The following is a 17,903-nucleotide window of genomic DNA, read 5'->3' as shown; positions in this document are numbered from 1 at the left end:
AAAAGTATTATATGAAATTGGAGGAATGTATACATGGCTTTTCAAGCGAAATCTTATCGTAAATTCGTTGCGACAGCTGCAACAGCTACGTTAGTAGCAACAGCTGTAACTCCAGCAATGGCTGCACCAACAAATACGGCATCATCTTTTACAGATGTATCTGATCGTTATAAAGAAGCAGTGGACTACTTAGTAGACCATAAAATAACAAATGGTTTAACCCCAACACAATTCGGCACAGCGAAAGAGATCAAGCGTGTAGACGTAGCAGTGATGCTTGCGAAAGCTGTTTTAACTGAAAAGCAAATTGCTGATGCAAAAAGTTCCGGTTTCACAGATGTTCCAGCTCGTGCGAAACTTTATGTGGACGCTCTTAAAGAGCAAGGCATCGTAAACGGGAAAACAGCTACATCATTCGGTGCGGAAGCTTCTATCACACGTGGTGAAGCAGCACTTATGCTTGCGAAAGCTTATAAAATCGAAGGCGATACAGCTAACGTGAAATTCTCAGATGTATCTGATCGTTATAAAGAAGCAGTGGCGGCACTTGTTGACAATAAAATCACAACAGGTAAACTAAACAACCGCTTCGGTACAGCTGACTCGATCACACGTGGTGAACTGGCGATCTTCCTTCATAGATCGGAAACATTGAAAGACGAAGTTTCTGCCCTTAAAGTTTCAAAGGTAAGTACGATTAACGAAACAGGTGTTGAAGTAACGTTTGATGCTCTTAAAGAAGATGTATTAGGAGCGACTGTTGAAGTTAAAGATAGCAAGGGTAATATTGTGAAAGTTAAAGAGATGGATCTTTCAGAAGGTGAAACCTCTTCAACATTTAAATTTGTTACTGCAGTTGACGCTAAGGATTTAACAGGTGTGTGGACGGTTGACGGCGTAGAATACAACTTTACAGCACTTGAGCAATTTGCTGCAATTGACAAAGCTGTTAAGGCTTCTCCATTAAATGAAGTCAATTTACTTAAAGTTTTAAAAGATGCAGGCATCAAAAATGTAGATGAAAACTCACTTAAAGACTACGCTGCTGCAATTAAAAGTGCAGATCCTGCAGTGAAAAATCTGGCTGATATTCAACAAGCTATTGATAAGGTAAACAAAGAAGCTAGTGAAGCGGTTGATGAAGCTGCTGTTGTGAAAGCAGTTGCGGATGCGGGGAACCAAGTGCAGCTTCTGAAAGCTCTTCAAGATAATTTTAAGCGTGTAAACCCTGAATGGATTGTTGATTATACTGGAGCAGTAATCGGTGGAACAGATGGTGTTACACTTCTAGGATTAACTGCTAGTAACTCAAATGGTGTGAAAGTTGACGAGCTCCAAAAAGCTATTGATACAATCAACACAACTAAAGTTACTGAAAAAGTTTCAGCAGCAAACAAATCCCTAGACAGCCAAGTGATTGCTGACGCTAGAGCGTTGGTTCAATCTTATATTGCTGATGGAGAAGAAGGTAAGTTATCTGTTAAAGAATATGCACTTGACGGCTTAGCACTTCAAGATGCACTTATTGCTGTGAACAAAGCGACTACAAACGGTACACTTAAGACAGCATTAACAGCTCTTGATAACCTTGAAACAAAGTTGGCTGAAAAGTACGAAAAGGCTTCTTTGGAAGGAATTACAAAACCTGAACTTGATGTATTTGATCTAAAAACAGTAAACGATGCTGAATTAAACCGCTACAGAGAAGCGATTAAAGCGGCAGCTGCTGATGATAAAAACCAACGCAGCGATATTCAAGCTATTATCGATACAGCTAATAAGGCTGCTGAAGCTGATGCTGTAGCTGCATTTGCAAAAGTTACTAAAGATACAACTACTGCACAACTTCAAACATTGTTAAATACGCTGGCTAATCGTTCTTCATTTGCTTCTAAAGGTTTTAACGCAGATTCTATCAATTCAGCACTTTTAGAAGAGTATGTTACTAAAATTTCTGAAGCGACTAGTAAGCCTACTACTGCTGCTGAGGTTGCAGCAATCCTTGATGGTGTAAACAAACCAACAACAGCGCTCACAGCTATTGACAATGCAAGTGATGCGGCCTCTCTTCTTAAAGCATTAAAAGAGAAGCAATTAAACTTCTCTAACGTAGTTGATGCAAATAGCAATGCATACAATGCTGATCTAGCCGCTTTCAAAGATGCTGCTAATCCTCAAGATTCAACAACTGTTGCTGAGGTAAGAAAATTAGTATCTGCCGTTAATGCGAAAGAAGCAGTTGAAGCTGCTACTACTGCATCCGACGCACGTGCTGCTTTGCTTGACTTTGCACTTGCGACTGCTAACGATGAATTCATTAATCTTGGATCATTGGGCCGGTTGGAAGTAGCTGAGCTTATTCTAGCTGCAGATCAGGAATATGATACTATTGCAGATTTAAAGACAGCTTTAGTAGGCAATGAAGGGGCTATTGCAAAAAGACAAGCTCTGATCACTGCTGTTAATGATGCTGCTAACATCACTACTGCAGATGCTGCCCTTGAAGGGTTGAAGTATAAAGCGTATGACAGCTTATCTGCTGCTGAGCAAATTCAGACAGCTGAGGCATTTTTAAATGCTTTCCCTGTCGACGAAAAAGGTAATTCCGTTGATTACGATTCACTTTCTGCCATCAAAGCAGACGTTGATAAAGCAATCGCTGCCACTCGCTAAGAGCTGCAGCATTCACCGAACATACTAAGTGTGTTCAGCAGAGGAAGAACTAACCATTGGGTTGGTTCTTCTTTTTTTCTCTATTTCTTTGCCATATAATAAGGAAAAGACGTGACACCGGGAGGATATGACATGATTGATTTTTCATCTTTGCCGTCTAGTGAAGCAGAAGCATTCAAAGAATCTCCTGTTTCTACTGAAAACATTTATTTCACGTTTGAGGAAAACATCGACGAGCAGATATTGTATCGAAAATTAAATGAGAGGCTCAGCGCGCTCGAGTCTTCTGTGAAGACGAACAATCAAGAATTAGCTTTTATCCATCAGGCTGCCGGCAGCTTTAAAATGGCTCTTGAAGAAAAGGAAGAAGTCATAATCCGAATTGACTGGCTTCGCCGTTTGTACGAAGCGAAAGAAGCTATTTCATCGGTGGATACGAAAGAAGAAGCGGATTATCTGCGAAGGCTGATTGCATCCGTCCAGACTTGTCCGATGAAAAATGAGCTTGTGGAAAAAATTGACTCATTAGAGCAGTCATTGCCATCAGGCATGCAAGCCCCAGTAGAACTGTCTCGTCATCAGAAATTAATGGAGAAAGCGATTAGGGAAGCCGGGGATGTCTTCATCAATTTAGGTAAAACAGGTCGTGAACACGTCATTACAGGCGTCCTTGAACGCTTCGGTAATCAAGCGAATGTGGAGCGAGTAAAAGAACAATCCGCCACTTTAGAGGAGAGTGTGAAAAGCCTGTTAGAAGTAAAAGGGAGTGCGGAGCTGATAAGCCGCCTTGAACAGCTGCCGCTAGCTTCATTTTCTGAACTAAGTATCGGAAGAAAAAAAGCACTTGCCGAACGGCTTCTTAAAAACGGAAACTGGGACGGGCTCGCTTCAATTGACCGCATGATTGTCCGACTGGACCAAGGCATCAAAAAAGAAGAACAGGAATGTGAAGAAGCTAAAAATAAGATAACTACTCCAGACGGCAAAGCAGCGCTGACGCTGGACGTGAATAAAGATGATGGTGGCATTGTAAAGTTTGATAACGGGGTCAGACCTCCGGCGCGGTGATGGGTTAAAGTGTGATCGTACAGAGAGTCTTACTGGCTCTCTTTTTTGTTGAACATAAATAATGTTTACGTAAAATAATGGTTTTTGGTGTAGGTCGTACCGTCAAAATAGACTTGGCGGGGAATGATGGAGAAGAATTATATTGCTATTATTGTTTCGATGTGAAAGGCAAACAAAAAAAGAGAGCCAAATGTGATATGTTCGGCTCTCTTTTTTGCGGAATAAATTTGTCCATTTTGCCGGGAGACTAAGAGTTCTACAGCCAATTACTTCTTCTTTCTATTGTTATACGGGGATGGCGGAGAATCCATGTTTTCTCCGTCGCTGCCTAGTAAGAAGAAGGAGATCACGCCTGATAAAACGACGGCACCAGCAGTAATAAGCCATCTTATTTGAAGGTCAATTTCTGAGTAATCTTTGTTAAGCATCCATAAAGACAGGGCGCCTACAAGGATCATAATCGGAATGACAAATGTTAATTTTTTCACTACCCAGCTTCCTTTCATCCATTCTATCCATTCACTTACATAGTTTAGCATATGTTTGCGGCCTGTCACTTTTCGAATGAAATGAAAGAAAGGCTGTTTTTGTGAAAAGACAAAATGCCTCTAGTTAAGTGAGGCAGCTAGTCCTTTTTAATCAATAAATTATTAATAATCATTAGGTATTTATGATGATTTTGAACATAAATTTAAGTGAGGAAGGAGGAAAAGAAGTCAGTTATTATTTATCACTTTTCAGCAGAAAGAAGGGGTAAAAATGGCTATTAAATTGATTAAGATTTCTGCCGTTTACTTTGCTGTTGGTGTATTGCTTGGCTATTATATGTCCATCGTTCATTCTTACGAATTGACCGGAGTGCATGTGCACATCAATCTTCTAGGCTGGACTGCACTAATGCTCGCAGGAATGTTATATCATTTGTTTCCTATTCTCGCTTCCAATGGAATGGCAAAAGCACACTTTTGGCTCCACAACATCGGACTCCCTATTATGATGATTTCCTTATACCTTCTAATCACTACCGAAAATGACTCCTATACGCCTGCTATTGCAACGGGAGCCACATTGACTGTTCTCGGCATACTTACCTTCGTCACTAACGTATTAATAAACTTAAAACCAGGCAGATAAAAGGATTAGCAGCTAAAGGGGTCAGGGTCTTTGCCACTGTAAAGCGGTGGGGGACTGACCCCCATCACGTTAAAGTAATAAAGAAAAGCCAGAAACCTTGATAGCGGGTTTCTGGCTTTTTGCTTTGTTTATAATTGTTCTTCTTTAATTTTCTCCAGTAATACTTGGCAGCCTTCGCTAAGCAGGTCGTATGTTTCTTGAAAGTCGCCGGTGTAGTAAGGATCAGGTACGTCTTTTTGCTTGTCTGTCAAATCGAGTAGACGGATGATTTTCGGGTGTGCTGGCTGGCCGAGGATATTGTAAATGTTTTGGATATTGCTTTCATCCATGCCGACGATATAGTCGAATGCTTCAAAATCTTTTTTGGCCAGCTGCCTGCCGACAAGACCTTCTGCATTTATTTTATACTCTTTTAAAACTTTCAACGTTCCTTCATGAGGTGGAGAGCCGATGTGCCAGTCACCGGTGCCTGCGGAATCGACAGTAATTTGACCGTCCAAGCCTTCTTTTTTGACGAGGTCCCTAAAAAGTGCTTCTGCCATCGGGGAACGGCAAATATTTCCGAGACAAACAAATAATACATTGATCATTTAGAACACTTCCTTTTTTAATCTTCCTTCTTATGCTAATAAATAAATCGTAACAAAACAAGGGCAGTCTGTCGTTAGAACCCACTTGCAGTTTACCGCTGTAAAGCGATGGGGGACTGACCCCCATTCCTTTAAAGTGATAAAGCATGCTATCGAAGTAATTTGCTAAATATGAAAGTTGAAAGATTTGAAAGGGCGAACTTTTTATTGTTTTTATATGAATATACTAAATAAATGAAAAAATGTGTCGAAGTATAAGGGATGACTATTTTAGAAAGAGTGGGTGCTTGAGTTGTTTAAGTCGATCAAAATGAAAATTATTAGTACGGTAATGATTATTTTTATTGTGGCGATTGCGATTATGCTCGTCATCGTTGGTATGCAAATTACGAAAAAAACAGAAGAAAGTGTCGTAGGTCAAAGCGAAGCGCTCATTGATGAAATGAGCAATAGCATTCAATATTTTCTTGGACAGTATGAAAGAAGTTTATATCAAATGGCTAATTCTAAAGTTGTGATGGATTATGCCGATTATTATTCTGAAAAAGATACGAAAAGAACCCAGCTTATTTTGAAAAATCTAGAAGGTGAATTTACTTCTTTTACTAAACAGTATAAAGAAGCTTCTTCTGTTTACTTTGGTTTTCCGACAAAGCAAATGAAAGTAGTACCGTTTGTTGAATTAGAAGCTGGATATGATCCAACGTCGAGAAGCTTTTACAAAATGGCGTTAAAAGATACAACTAAGGTTCATTGGACAACTCCATATGTAGATGCATTCACTGGTGCTTATATAGTTTCCGCTTCGAAAGCAATTGTAAAAGACGGGAAAATCGCAGGTGTCATTGGAGTGGATATCAGCCTTGCGTCTATTTCTGAACAAATCTCTCAAAGTAAATTAGGCTATAAAGGTTACCCTTTTATCATTGATCCTGAAGGGGTCGCAGTTGTTCACCCAAGTGAACAGGGGAAAGATTTAATGAAGTATCCTTTTGTTGAAGAGATGTATAAAGAAGGTAAAGAAGAGGGCGTTGTCCGCTATGAATTGGACGGAGAGAAGCGAGTAAATATTTATAACACGCTGCCTAGTTTAGAATGGAAGATAGGAGCAGTCTATCCTGAAAAAGAACTGAGCAGTATCGCCAAACAATTACAAAATTTGTTGAGATGGCTTGCGCTTGCGACAGTAATCATTGCTTTCATTATTTTATTCTTTATGCTGAATCAAATCATCGGCCCTATTCAGAAGCTGAGAAAAGCAATGGATAAAGTTGCTAAAGGAGACTTGACTGTCCGCTCAAAGGTGACATCTAAAGATGAAATTGGCCAGCTGTCTAATAACTTTAACGCCATGGTGGAGAACATGGGCGGTATTATTTCCGTCGTTAATTCCTCCGTATCAAACGTGCGCCAATCGGCAGAAAGCTTAAGTGCAGCGGCTGAAGAAACAGATGCGGTGAGCGAACAAATGGCTACAGCTGTTAACGAAATCGCTATGGGTGCAGCGAAGTCTGCTGAAGATGCAGAACAAGTCAATGAAAATTCAGAGCGTCTTGGCAGCCAAATTAGCCTCATCAATGAAAAGTCCAGCGTCATGACTGAAATCGCAAACCAGGCTGATCAAATGAATGCAAACGGTCGTGAGCAAATGCAGCAGTTAAGAAACTCGTTTGACGGCTGGAAGGACAATTTGCAATCAATGGCAGAAGTTATTGGCCAGTTAGATAAGAAAGTAAAAGCGATTGGCCAGGTGATGGGAACAATTACGGAAGTTTCCGCTCAAACGAACTTGCTGGCTCTGAATGCTAGCATCGAAGCAGCACGGGCAGGCGAGCAAGGAAAAGGATTTGCAGTAGTAGCAGAAGAAGTCCGTAAACTGGCCGAGCAATCCGCTCGTTCAACAGAGGAAGTAAAAGTAACTATGGAAGAATTGCAGACACAATCCCGGCAAGTATCGAGACAAATGCTGGAAACAAGAGAAACTTTCCAGCATCAAGAAATGGTCGTGCATGATACAGATATCACATTTGGCGAACTGTCATTATTAATGAAAGATATGCAGCAATCCATTGATTCTGTTTACAGCGAAATTCAAAAAGTGGCCGGTCATAAAGAAGAAGTGGCGAAAACGATCCAAACGATGGCTGCAACCTCTGAAGAAACAGCGGCGGCATGTGAAGAAGTCAATGCCTCAACAACGGAACAATTGCGCGCCATCCAATCCGTCGCACAATCCGCCGAACACCTGACCAATCTTAGCCAAGAGCTCCAACAATCTGTCAACCAATTTAAAATATAAAATTGATGATGATAACAAGCAGGAGCCAGTCCTTCATCGCTGTAAAGCGATGGGGACTGACCCTCGCTTCTTTAAAGCAATAAAGCAGCTGCCCGCTGATTAGTGAAAATCAGCGGGCGGCTTTTTTAATAGGTTTTCTGAATGGAAGTTCCCCACTGCGACTGTTAGGTAAGTGGCAGGGCAATTGACTCTAAATTACTTTGAAAGTAGTTCAGGCAGTTGGCGGTGCGTTCCCGTTGTCTATTAAAGACGTGGAGTGAGCAAGTGAGTGGCAGCTCGGTGCCGTTTTTAAAAAAGGCAACGGGCTTTCCGTCTTTCATAACACCCATGTGAATATGCTGCGGAAAAATCCAGCTGCAGCCGTACGCATCCGGTGAAGTGGTTGGGAAAGCACTGATGCGTTCGTGAAGGCAAATGACCAGTGGGGTTTTCTTGCGGTACGGGAAAAGTTTGCGCACTGCTGTGATTCTGCCATCGTATGTGGAGATTCTATCCATGCAAGCTTTATCCAGCAGAGAACGTACGGTTTGTTTCGTGCCATACACTCCGTTTCTATCGTAAATAATCGAGTTATAGTTTTGGTGGTATTCTTCTGTGAGTGCCATAGTGTTCGCTGTGATTTTATAGTTTTCAATAATTTCCATAATAAGATCCCCCTTTAAATGCTATTTCTTACACCATAACAACTATGGTTAATTTTTACTAGGAAAATATGTTTAAGAAATTGTAAATGTTTTATTAATTATGAATAATAGTGGGAAAGTACACTTGTGCAAAAGAGCTCTTCGAAGGTAATAAATAATGGATGTCGCCATATGTTATTTGAATAACGGTCGACGCGAATTTCTTTAAAATAAAACGACATGATCGCTAATAAGATGATGAAATGGTATATTAGGAGGAGGGGAAATGGAGTATAAGGAAAATTTCCCGTCAGTAATCGATCTCACCTTTCACATTAAAATGGAAATCGGTTATTGCTTCAATGAAGGTAAGTTTCTTCAGATTTGTACCGACGGCGAGCGGTCAAAGAAATGAAGATAAAAAATAATGTTCAGTGGGTTGTTTAACAGAAAAGGCAGTTTTTAAAGGAGATACAAGAATGGAACGAAGCAGAAGAACGAGAAAGAAAAAGAGTAAAAAGAAAATTACTTTAACCATTATTTTATTGCTTTTGGCAATTGCAGCGGTTTTTGCATTTAATGTGTATTCTTCGTTAAACAAGGCACTTGAAGGTATGCTGAACGAGTCAGCGCTTGAAAAATCTGAAAAGCGCCCGGAAGCGGTATCGCTGCAAGACAAGGAGCCATTCACTGTGCTCCTGTTAGGTGTGGATGAGCGGGAAGGCGATAAAGGGCGGTCTGACACAATGATCTTGATGTCTGTGAATGGGCAGGAAGGTTCTGCAGAGATGTTGAGCATTCCGCGCGATACGCGTGTAGAAATTGTCGGCAGGGGAAAAAAAGATAAAATTAACCATGCGTACGCGTTTGGCGGCGTGGATATGGCTGCGAAAACGGTGGAAGAGTTTTTAGATGTGCCCGTCGATTATTACGTGGAAATGAATATGGACGGATTCAAAGATATCGTAGATGCAGTCGGCGGAATTTCTGTCAATAGCACGTTTGCCTTTTCCTACGAAGGAGCGGACTTTGCAAAAGGAACGATCCATTTGAATGGCGAGGAAGCGTTGAAATATTCGCGCATGAGATATGAAGATCCACAAGGCGACTTCGGCAGGCAGACACGCCAGCGGCAAGTCATTCAAGGTATTTTAGAAAAAGGAGCAAGTGTCCAATCCATTTGGAAATATGATGACATCTTAGGGGCGATGGAGAAAAACGTACAGACAAACCTCTCCCTCGATGAAATGAAAGATATCCAGAAAAACTACGCCGCTGCCCGAAAAAACATTAGGCAAGAACAAATTAAAGGCACCGGCCAAAAAATCAACGGTGTTTACTACTACATCGTTCAAGACGAAGAAAAAGAGCGCCTGTCCGCTATCTTCAAAAAACATTTGAATATGGAGTAACGAGTGACGGTAGACTGGATCATTGGCCTTATGGCGGCGTGAAGGACAGCGGTATTGGCCGTGAAGGTCCACGTTTTGCTATTGAGGACATGACAGAATCTAAAATGATCGTTCTTTAAATTCCGTAATATTGATGAGTAAATAAGGTTAACTACTGAGTAATGAATATGATAAATCTTTGATATATATAGGGGAAAAAGCCGCGGGTAAACCTGCGGCTTTTTTTCATAAGAGGTTAGTGCCCTCTCCTGCTGGATTATTCATATAAATCCCACGCAAGTTTTAACGAATCGACAATATAATCGGCTGCTTCGTTAGCGGTTTTTGAATCAACAGCCAATGTTGAGTGGTTCACTGCGTAAGCGCCTTGCCTTTTATAAAAAAGCTCTTCAATTTCATCCAGGTCTTTCCCTTGAAGAACAGGACGGCTGTCGATCAAAATGTTCAGCCTTTCTTTCCACTGCTCCCACGACATATCCAAGTAAAAGACGATGCAGTTGGCTAAACAAATCTCGCGCACTTCCGGCTGCATAAATGCGCCTCCTCCGAGGGAAATAATTTTCAGCCGCTGCTCACAAAACGAACGAATCATTTCTTTTTCAATTTCTCGAAACGCTTGTTCACCGTGTGCTGCAAAAATTTCACTAATAGACATTTGATATTCTTTTTCAATTTCTTCATCAATATCGATGAATGTCCGATACAGCTTTTGAGCGACAAGTGAGCCAATTGTTGTTTTTCCGACACCCATAAAGCCAATAAATACGATGCTCTTTTCTCTTACAGACATTTGTATATTCCTCAAGATACACACTCTTTCTACTCATTGTTATGTTTCAGTATAGTACAGGGGACGCCCTGCGTAAATATTTTTTGAAATATTGAAAAATTGGCAAGCAGAACCCAAGCCTCATGTTTCTCTCGTCCCACTTATGTGCCCTCCAGCCAGCCTTCCTGGACGAACTCCAGAAAATTAACTAGAATGAAAGTAGTTTAGTGCTTTAAAGTGATGGGGGTCAGTCCCCCATCACTTTAAAGCGACAAAGCAAAAAGGGGATGAGGAGAATGAAGCCGAAGGTGGTTGTGTATAAAAAGATGAATGCAGGTGTGCTGGATTTTCTTAGGGAAACGTGTGAGGTTGTGTATTTTGAAGGTTTGAATGCAGAGAATTACAGAGATTTTTTAGATGAGTTAAAGGAGGCGCGAGGGCTGCTCGGTTCGGGGCTGGCGGTGGATCGGGAGTTGCTCGACCATGCTCCGCAGCTTGAGGTAGTAAGCAATGCTTCGGTTGGATATGACAATTTTGACATACCTTTATTGAAAGAGCGGGGGATTGTAGCTACTAATACACCGGGTGTGTTAAATGAAACGGTAGCAGATACGATTCTTGGATTGATTCTCGCCACTGCTCGCCGTATTCCGGAGCTGGATCAATTCGTAAAAGCGGGACAATGGGCGACAGTTCTTCCGGAAGAACAATTTGGAGTGGACGTTCACCATAAAGTGCTTGGCATTATCGGCATGGGCGGCGTAGGAACGGCCGTGGCCAAACGGGCAAATCTCGGTTTTGGGATGCCTATTCTTTATCATAACCGCACGCGGAATGAAGAAGCGGAGAAGTTGTACGGAGCTACATACTGCACGCTGGAAGAGCTGCTTGCCGGGTCCGACTACGTATGCTTAATGACGCCGCTCAATCCTGAGACGGAAAAAATGATCGGCAAACGTGAATTTGCCCTTATGAAAAAGACGGGTATTTTTATTAATGCTTCGCGTGGAAAAGTGATTGACGAAGCGGCTTTAATTGAAGCGCTCGAAAACAAAGAGATCCTAGCCGCAGGCCTTGACGTTTTTGCCCAAGAGCCTGTTGAGCCGGACAACCCGCTGCTCTCCATGAAAAATGTCGTGACCCTGCCGCATGTCGGCTCAGCCACATCCGAAACAAGAATAAAAATGGCCCGGCTCGCAGCCGAAAACCTCATCGCCGGCCTGCGCGGAGGAATACCGCCAAACGTGATTCATTGAATATAGCGGTAAAAACAAATCTGTCTGCTGAAGCCAGTTTGCTGGCTTCAGCAGACAGATTTTTTAGTTTAACGCATTAACGCAGCGGGGGACTGACCCCCGGTACTTTAAAGTGTTAAAGAAAAGAGCTTCAAAGGTTAGGGTTCTTTTTTGTTGAGGTGATTGACACTTATTCTGCTTTTAAATTATACTGTGGATTATTATAAAGTTGATTTTGATTGAGGGTTGTTTAATTGTTAAATTGTGATCAAGCAGGCCGGTTGTGCCGGGAGTTTACGTCATTAGATGAGCGAGAGATCGCTAGGATTGAAGAAGTGTCGCGGCAGCTTCAGCTGATTGCGGATTTGTCGGGAGCGAATGTGTTTGTGGACTGCCAGATGAAAGGTTCCACGAATGCAATTGTGGTGGCGGAAGCATCGCCGTCTTCAGGAGGAACATTGTATCACGAGCCTTATGTAGGAACAGTTGTCTATGAACAATTTGAACCGAGTGTGTTTCTCTCCCAGCGAACAGGGAAAAGCGTGCTGTTTAATAAAGCGGTGACCCAACGAGGAATCTTCGTGAAGCAAAGCGTGGCGCCGATTAAGAATGATCATGGCGAAGTAATTGGCATGCTGATTAAGGAAGAACAAGATTCAGAGTCAAAAGTATCGCAAAAAATGAAATCGCTTTCTCCAGCTACAGAGATGTTGTGGGAATTGTTTTTCTTTACTGATCATGATCGGCCGGCTTTGTCGGATATTATGAAAGAGCATTTCATTCTCATTGATTCTTCACTGCGGATTGTATATGCCAATCCGTCCGCAAAAAGCTTTATAACGGAAGTATTCAACTTTGAAGATTGTGAAGGGCGGCCAGCGGCTCATGTGCTGCCATTTATTGAGCCGGTTATTCAGTCGAAAAAAGACCTTGTTATCGAAGAAGTTCAAGTGGCCGGCTTTTTCTTGGAAGTAAAAAAAGTGGTTATTTACAAAAACGATCATGTGACCGGCATGCTCATTCTCATTCGTGATGTAACGGATTTACGTATGAAAGAAAGGGAGCTGGTCGTAAAGTCAGTGATGATCCGGGAAATCCACCACCGGGTAAAAAATAACTTGCAGACAGTCGCCAGTCTTCTGCGGCTGCAAATCCGCAAAGGTGTATCGGAAGAAAGCAAAGGCTATTTAACAGACAGTTTAAACCGGGTATTGAGCATTGCTTCTGTTTATGAAATTATATTATCAGGCGATGACGGTGATAATGATCAAGTAGACATTGTTAGTTTATCCAATAAAATTGCCGCTATGCTCATTCAAAACCACGGCAGCGAACATGCGACGCTAGAGCTAAAGTGCGAAGGAGAAAGCATGTTTGTCGATTCGAAAAAAGCGGTTTCCATTGCGCTCATTGTGAATGAACTTGTACAAAACGCTATTAAACATGCATTTCACCACCGTTCTTCGGGAACGATTAGCGTGCAGTTTGAAAGTCGGGGCGATGAAGTGACTTTATCGGTGGCGGACGATGGCACTGGCATGGGAAAAACAGCGAAGCGGTCACTTGGTCTGGACATTGTGAAAAATTTAATCGAACATGATTTATCAGGAGAGTACTATATCGGCTCTTCTGTTGAAGGAACGACCGTTATCGTATCATTTTCATTGGGGAAGGAAGGGTGAAAGAACGTGAGTAAACGGATTTTATTGGTGGAAGATGAATCGCTGATCCGTTTAGATATCTCCTCCATTTTACAAGATAACGGATATGATGTGGTCGGAGAAGCGAGCGACGGGGAAAAAGCAGTTGAACTTGCTTTTTCACTGCAGCCGGACCTAATCATCATGGATATTAAAATGCCGAAGCTGGACGGGCTGAAGGCAGGCAAAATTATTTCCAGTAAAATCGATACTCCCATTATTTTAGTGACAGCCTACAGCCAGAAAGAGTTTGTAGAGAAATCGAAGCAGGCTAATGTCGTCGGTTACTTAGTGAAACCTGTATCAGAGACGAATTTACTGCCGGCTGTTGAAGTGGCCTTGAGCCAGGCCGCTAAAATGAAAGCGATGCAGGAAGCGGTAGCAGAAGCGAATGAAAAGGTGGAAAAAAGAAAGCTCGTTGAAAAAGCGAAAGGGCTGCTAATGGACAAGCAGTCCATTTCAGAAGAAGAAGCCTATCAGAAAATCAGAAAGTTCAGCATGAAACATCAGCTGTCAATGGATCAGACAGCTGCTAAAGTGATTGCTAAATATAACAAAGACAAGTGAATCAGTTATTAAGCACAGGCGCTTAACGTTGGTATAACACCACCGGGAGGAGTCTGTGCTTTTTTGTTTTTACTAATTTTGCTAAAAAGGGGAGATTCTCATGAGCATGATTGGCAATATTGTTGTCTATATTATTATGGCTTGCGCGGTACTGGGGGCATTTGCGGCGATCCGTAATCCGGAAGAGGGGCTTGGAAAAGAATTTATGGGCGGTCTTCATACAGTTGGTCATATTTTTGTTCCAGCGGCAGGTATTATGGCATCCATTCCATTTTTATCACAGTTTATTAATACAGTCATCGGCCCGTTATTTAACACAATCGGTGCTGATCCAGCCATTGCGGCTACAGCGATTTTAGCGTCTGATATGGGGGGCTATCAGCTGGCTAATGCGCTGAAGGAAACGTACGAAGGCTGGGTAATGGCGATGATTGTCGGCTACATGGCCGGCGCCACGATTGTGTTTTCGATTCCGATGGGACTTGCGATGCTGGATAAGCGTGATCATAAATATATGGCGCTTGGGGTGATGTCCGGAGTATTGACCATTCCAATTGGGGCATTTATTGCGAGTGTGTTGACGCTTTTATTTAACACGAAGGTGCGTGAAGTAATCGATACGACCAGCGCTTCCACATATGAATTTGCTTTGTCGTACGGCAAAATTATGCTGAACTTGCTGCCGTTGCTTATTTTCGTTGTAGCCATTGCAGCCGGGCTGAAGTTCTTTCCGAAAATGATGATTAGCGGATTTATGTTGTTCGGCCGTGTAATGGATGCCGGAATTAAACTAGTACTCGTTTTCTCGATTGTAGAAATTTTCACCGGCCTGTTTTCTAACTTGTTCGGCGCCTGGGGCTTTGATCCAATTATGGCGGATAAGGAAGATCAATTCCGTGCACTTGAAACAGCAGGCTACATTGGAATTATGCTCGCCGGAGCTTTTCCAATGGTGTACTTGCTCCGTAAATATGCTTCGAAACCACTTGAAGCAGGCGGCAGGAAACTCGGGCTCAGCTCAACTGGAAGTGCCGGGCTGCTGGCGACAGTGGCGAACATTTTAGCGATGTTTCAGCTCGTTCGCTATATGAGACCGAAAGATAAGGTTATTAACATTTCCTTTGCTGTATGTGCAGCGTTTTTATTAGGGGATCACTTATCTTTCACTGCTAACTTTCAGCCGAATTTAATTTTGCCGGTTATCCTCGGAAAACTTTCTGCTGGTGTCATTGCGATTGGGCTCGCGTACTGGTTGTCTGTACCGACTGCGCTCCGATTGGAAGAGGAAGACCGTGCCAATGGAACGATACGTCCTGGTGAGTATATGGAAGAAGAAACGGCAAATACAGAAGAAAGTGTTAAAGTAAAAGAAACAGCTCAGTAGGAGGAACAGTTATGAGTGAAGAAAAACAACGCTTTATTCAAGAGTTTGTGCCCGGCAAGCAAGTGACGCTCAGCCACTTGATTGCTAATCCGGACCCGGATTTGTTTGCCAAGCTCGGTATTCAGGAAGCGGGTGCTCTCGGAATTTTAACATTGACGCCGAGTGAGACGGTCATTATTGCCGGAGACTTGGCAACAAAAGCAGCGAATGTATCAATCGGTTTTCTTGACCGGTTTACCGGAAGCTTAGTCATTGTCGGCAGCGTGTCGGAGGTAGAAATGGCGATGCTGGAAATTAACCGCTTTTTAGCTGAGCAGCTTGGCTACACCGCTTCGCGGATAACGAAATCATAGGGAGAGAAAAATGATGGCCAACAGAGCGATGTTGATCGGTTCGATCAGGGCGGGAAAATCAACGTTGACGAATGCACTGCTGGACAAACCGGTGGAAGCAGTGAAAACCCAGGCGCTCGTGTACCGGGACTGGGTGGTGGATACGCCCGGCGAATACACCGAAAATCCTTTGTTTTATAAAAATATTATGGCTACCGCTTTAGAAGTGACGCACGTCTTTTTCATTCAAGATGCGACAAGGGATAAAATGATTTTCCCGCCGGGGTTCAGCGGCGGCATTCCGAAGCTTGCAGTCGGTGTTGTGACAAAAGCAGACGCCCCTTCTGCCAATATCGAAGAAGCAGTCCGCAAATTAAAGCAAGCCGTAGCTGATGGACCAATTGTAGTGACTTCATCCATTACCGGCAAAGGCATTCAAACGCTCCGGGATCTTGCTGCTTGTTCTTCTTTAGAGGAAATGAAAGAATATGCATCCGCCCATAACGCTGGAGATTTAGTTTTCGAGTGAAAACCTTTACAATGAGTGTCTTTTTAGTTATATTTAATCTATCGTAAAAAGAATAGTAATCAGGCAAAGGCGCCTCTGTAAAATTCTGTTTCAGAATTTCCAGGGGCGCTTTTTGTTTTTTAAAGGTGGTGCAATAGCGTGAAGAGCTCATTTTCCCGCGTGGAAACACTGCTGAGTGCCGGCATTGACATCGGCACGAGCACAACAAAATTGGTCATCAGTCAGTTTTCATTAATGAATATGGCCGGTGACACGCATGTGCCAAGAATAGAAATTACCGATAAAGAAATCCTTTACCGAAGCCCCATTTACCGGACGCCCCTCGTTTCACCGACAGTCATTGACTTAAAAGCGGTCGACCAAATCGTGAAAAATGAATACGCGAAAGCGGGAATCGAGCCGGGTCAAATCAAAACGGGCGCCGTCATCATTACCGGCGAAACGGCGACGAAGCAAAATGCAGCAGAAATGGTTCATCATTTGTCTGATGCAGCGGGAGAGTTTTTAGTCGCCACTGCCGGTCCAGATTTAGAAGGCATTATTGCTGCAAAAGGATCTGGCGCTTACGAGTACGCCAAAAAGACGGGAAAGGTAACAGCGAATATTGATATTGGCGGGGGAACGGCCAATATCGCTGTGTATGAATCAAGCCGGTTAGCCGGCACATGCACCCTTCATATTGGCGGACGGCTGATTGAATTTGAAGCAGGGAAAGTGAAAAGCATTTCTTCCCCTGTCCAAAAATTGATTAATCAGGAAGGGTGGACGCTGCAAACGGGCGATAGCAGCGATCATCCGGACATTCAAAAAGTGACCAGCTGGATGGCGGAATTAATCGTCAAAGTGTTAAGGAAGCAGACAAGCCCACGAGACCAAGTGCTGATTTTAGGGCATGAGCCGCAATGGGATGCGGACATTGAAGTCATTGTTGTATCAGGCGGCGTATCAGAGTGCATGTATCAGTTTGAAGATCCGGCTGCGTCCCCCGCTATGTATGATGACATTGGCGTGATACTCGCTCGGTCAATCCAGCAGGCAGCAGGTTTGCAGTGGTATGAATGGAGAAGGCCGGATGAAACGGTACGAGCGACTGTGCTTGGCGCAGGCACACAAACGACAAATATTAGCGGCGCGACGATTCAAGTAGAAAGCAGCGAGCTGCCTCAAAAAAATCTGCCCGTCTTTGAAGTGTCGTTTGAACAAGATGTAGCTGTCGGTTTAAGGAAATTGCAGGGCAGCACAGAAGCAGCTGTGGCTATGTATGATCCAGGCAAAGAAGGACAAAACTTCGTCTGGTATTTGACGGATATGCCGTATCTGAAGTTTAAAGACATTCAATCAATTGCCGGTGCACTGCTCGCATGCCAGGAACTGAAGCCGGATTCTTCGCAGCCGCTCATTATCGTGCTGCAAAGCGATCATGCAAAAGTGCTCGGCCAGACACTGCAGGCGTTAAAGCCCGCCCAAAGCATTTTATGCGTCGATCAAATAGAAGTCGAGCACGGAGATTACATGGATATTGGACAAATGCTCCAATCAGGCGTCGTGCCTGTAGTCATTAAAACTTTGACTTTTCATTCATAAGCAA

General features: G+C 43.0%; 17 protein-coding genes and 2 pseudogenes. 15 read left to right on the top strand and 4 right to left on the bottom strand.

Annotated elements, in window-relative coordinates; genetic code table 11:
• Positions 1-33: 33 nt before the first annotated feature.
• Positions 34-2,673, top strand: a complete 2,640-nt coding sequence (locus F9802_RS10795) for an S-layer homology domain-containing protein (RefSeq protein WP_152151781.1) — start codon at positions 34-36, stop codon at positions 2,671-2,673.
• Positions 2,674-2,805: 132 nt separating this feature from the next.
• The gene (locus tag F9802_RS10790) at positions 2,806-3,741 is read left to right on the top strand and encodes a hypothetical protein (protein ID WP_152151779.1); all 936 of its coding nucleotides are present in this window, start codon (positions 2,806-2,808) and stop codon (positions 3,739-3,741) included.
• Positions 3,742-4,007: 266 nt separating this feature from the next.
• Here the strand turns inward: F9802_RS10790 and F9802_RS10785 are convergent, their stop codons facing one another.
• The gene (locus F9802_RS10785; protein ID WP_225435304.1) at positions 4,008-4,229 is read right to left on the bottom strand and encodes a hypothetical protein; all 222 of its coding nucleotides are present in this window, start codon (positions 4,227-4,229) and stop codon (positions 4,008-4,010) included.
• A gap of 271 nt (positions 4,230-4,500) precedes the next feature.
• Between F9802_RS10785 and F9802_RS10780 the strand changes: the two genes are divergently transcribed.
• Positions 4,501-4,875, top strand: a complete 375-nt coding sequence (locus F9802_RS10780) for a cytochrome-c oxidase (protein WP_152151777.1) — start codon at positions 4,501-4,503, stop codon at positions 4,873-4,875.
• A gap of 128 nt (positions 4,876-5,003) precedes the next feature.
• On the opposite strand, the gene F9802_RS10775 is transcribed toward F9802_RS10780, so the two are convergent.
• Positions 5,004-5,465, bottom strand: a complete 462-nt coding sequence (locus F9802_RS10775) for a low molecular weight protein-tyrosine-phosphatase (RefSeq protein ID WP_152151775.1) — start codon at positions 5,463-5,465, stop codon at positions 5,004-5,006.
• 310 nt (positions 5,466-5,775) lie between these two features.
• Here F9802_RS10775 and F9802_RS20265 point away from each other — a divergent pair.
• Positions 5,776-6,819: pseudogene (locus tag F9802_RS20265) on the top strand (cache domain-containing protein); the annotation flags it as partial.
• Positions 6,817-7,764 carry a methyl-accepting chemotaxis protein gene (locus F9802_RS20260; protein WP_404799164.1) on the top strand — a complete coding sequence of 316 codons (948 nt, stop codon included), beginning with the start codon at positions 6,817-6,819 and terminating at the stop codon, positions 7,762-7,764. The pseudogene F9802_RS20265 and the gene F9802_RS20260, both read left to right, overlap by 3 nt.
• A 164-nt stretch (positions 7,765-7,928) precedes the next feature.
• Here the strand turns inward: F9802_RS20260 and F9802_RS10765 are convergent, their stop codons facing one another.
• Complete coding sequence (locus tag F9802_RS10765; protein ID WP_152151771.1) at positions 7,929-8,408, bottom strand: competence protein ComK; 480 nt, start codon at positions 8,406-8,408, stop codon at positions 7,929-7,931.
• A 265-nt stretch (positions 8,409-8,673) separates the two neighbouring features.
• Between F9802_RS10765 and F9802_RS20090 the strand changes: the two genes are divergently transcribed.
• The 3 genes and pseudogenes from F9802_RS20090 to F9802_RS10755 form a co-directional block, all read left to right on the top strand.
• On the top strand, positions 8,674-8,802 hold the full coding sequence (locus F9802_RS20090; protein WP_263862302.1) for a hypothetical protein: 129 nt from the start codon (positions 8,674-8,676) through the stop codon (positions 8,800-8,802).
• A gap of 64 nt (positions 8,803-8,866) precedes the next feature.
• Complete coding sequence (locus tag F9802_RS10760) at positions 8,867-9,799, top strand: LCP family glycopolymer transferase (protein ID WP_152151769.1); 933 nt, start codon at positions 8,867-8,869, stop codon at positions 9,797-9,799.
• Positions 9,799-9,918 (top strand): annotated as a pseudogene (locus F9802_RS10755) (aldehyde dehydrogenase family protein); the annotation flags it as partial. The gene F9802_RS10760 and the pseudogene F9802_RS10755, both read left to right, overlap by 1 nt.
• Positions 9,919-10,055: 137 nt before the next feature.
• Here F9802_RS10755 and F9802_RS10750 read toward each other — a convergent pair.
• The gene (locus F9802_RS10750; protein ID WP_225435302.1) at positions 10,056-10,589 is read right to left on the bottom strand and encodes a shikimate kinase; all 534 of its coding nucleotides are present in this window, start codon (positions 10,587-10,589) and stop codon (positions 10,056-10,058) included.
• Between the two features lie 275 nt (positions 10,590-10,864).
• Between F9802_RS10750 and F9802_RS10745 the strand changes: the two genes are divergently transcribed.
• The 7 genes from F9802_RS10745 (at position 10,865) to F9802_RS10715 (ending at position 17,899) form a co-directional block, all read left to right on the top strand.
• The gene (locus F9802_RS10745) at positions 10,865-11,824 is read left to right on the top strand and encodes a 2-hydroxyacid dehydrogenase (RefSeq protein WP_152151765.1); all 960 of its coding nucleotides are present in this window, start codon (positions 10,865-10,867) and stop codon (positions 11,822-11,824) included.
• Between the two features lie 233 nt (positions 11,825-12,057).
• Positions 12,058-13,485, top strand: a complete 1,428-nt coding sequence (locus F9802_RS10740) for a sensor histidine kinase (protein ID WP_152151763.1) — start codon at positions 12,058-12,060, stop codon at positions 13,483-13,485.
• A gap of 6 nt (positions 13,486-13,491) precedes the next feature.
• Positions 13,492-14,070: an ANTAR domain-containing response regulator gene (locus F9802_RS10735; RefSeq protein WP_152151761.1), complete on the top strand. Its 579-nt coding sequence runs from the start codon at positions 13,492-13,494 to the stop codon at positions 14,068-14,070.
• Positions 14,071-14,170: 100 nt separating this feature from the next.
• Positions 14,171-15,454, top strand: coding sequence for an ethanolamine utilization protein EutH (gene eutH / locus F9802_RS10730; RefSeq protein ID WP_152151759.1), 1,284 nt, complete (start codon positions 14,171-14,173; stop codon positions 15,452-15,454).
• A gap of 11 nt (positions 15,455-15,465) precedes the next feature.
• Entirely contained in the window at positions 15,466-15,807 is a 342-nt protein-coding gene (gene eutS, locus F9802_RS10725; RefSeq protein ID WP_152151757.1) for an ethanolamine utilization microcompartment protein EutS, read from the top strand.
• A 13-nt stretch (positions 15,808-15,820) separates the two neighbouring features.
• Positions 15,821-16,315 (top strand): EutP/PduV family microcompartment system protein, encoded by a 495-nt coding sequence (locus F9802_RS10720; RefSeq protein WP_152151900.1) that lies wholly within the window; start codon positions 15,821-15,823, stop codon positions 16,313-16,315.
• Between the two features lie 138 nt (positions 16,316-16,453).
• Positions 16,454-17,899 carry an ethanolamine ammonia-lyase reactivating factor EutA gene (locus tag F9802_RS10715; RefSeq protein ID WP_152151755.1) on the top strand — a complete coding sequence of 482 codons (1,446 nt, stop codon included), beginning with the start codon at positions 16,454-16,456 and terminating at the stop codon, positions 17,897-17,899.
• The last annotated feature ends 4 nt before the right edge of the window (positions 17,900-17,903 follow it).

Origin of the sequence: Bacillus aerolatus (assembly GCF_009183655.1) — a bacterium.
In the GTDB taxonomy this organism is placed as follows: domain Bacteria; phylum Bacillota; class Bacilli; order Bacillales; family Domibacillaceae; genus Pseudobacillus; species Pseudobacillus aerolatus.
The sequence above is the reverse complement of the archived record's forward strand: the minus strand, read 5'-3'. Positions and strand labels throughout refer to the sequence as shown.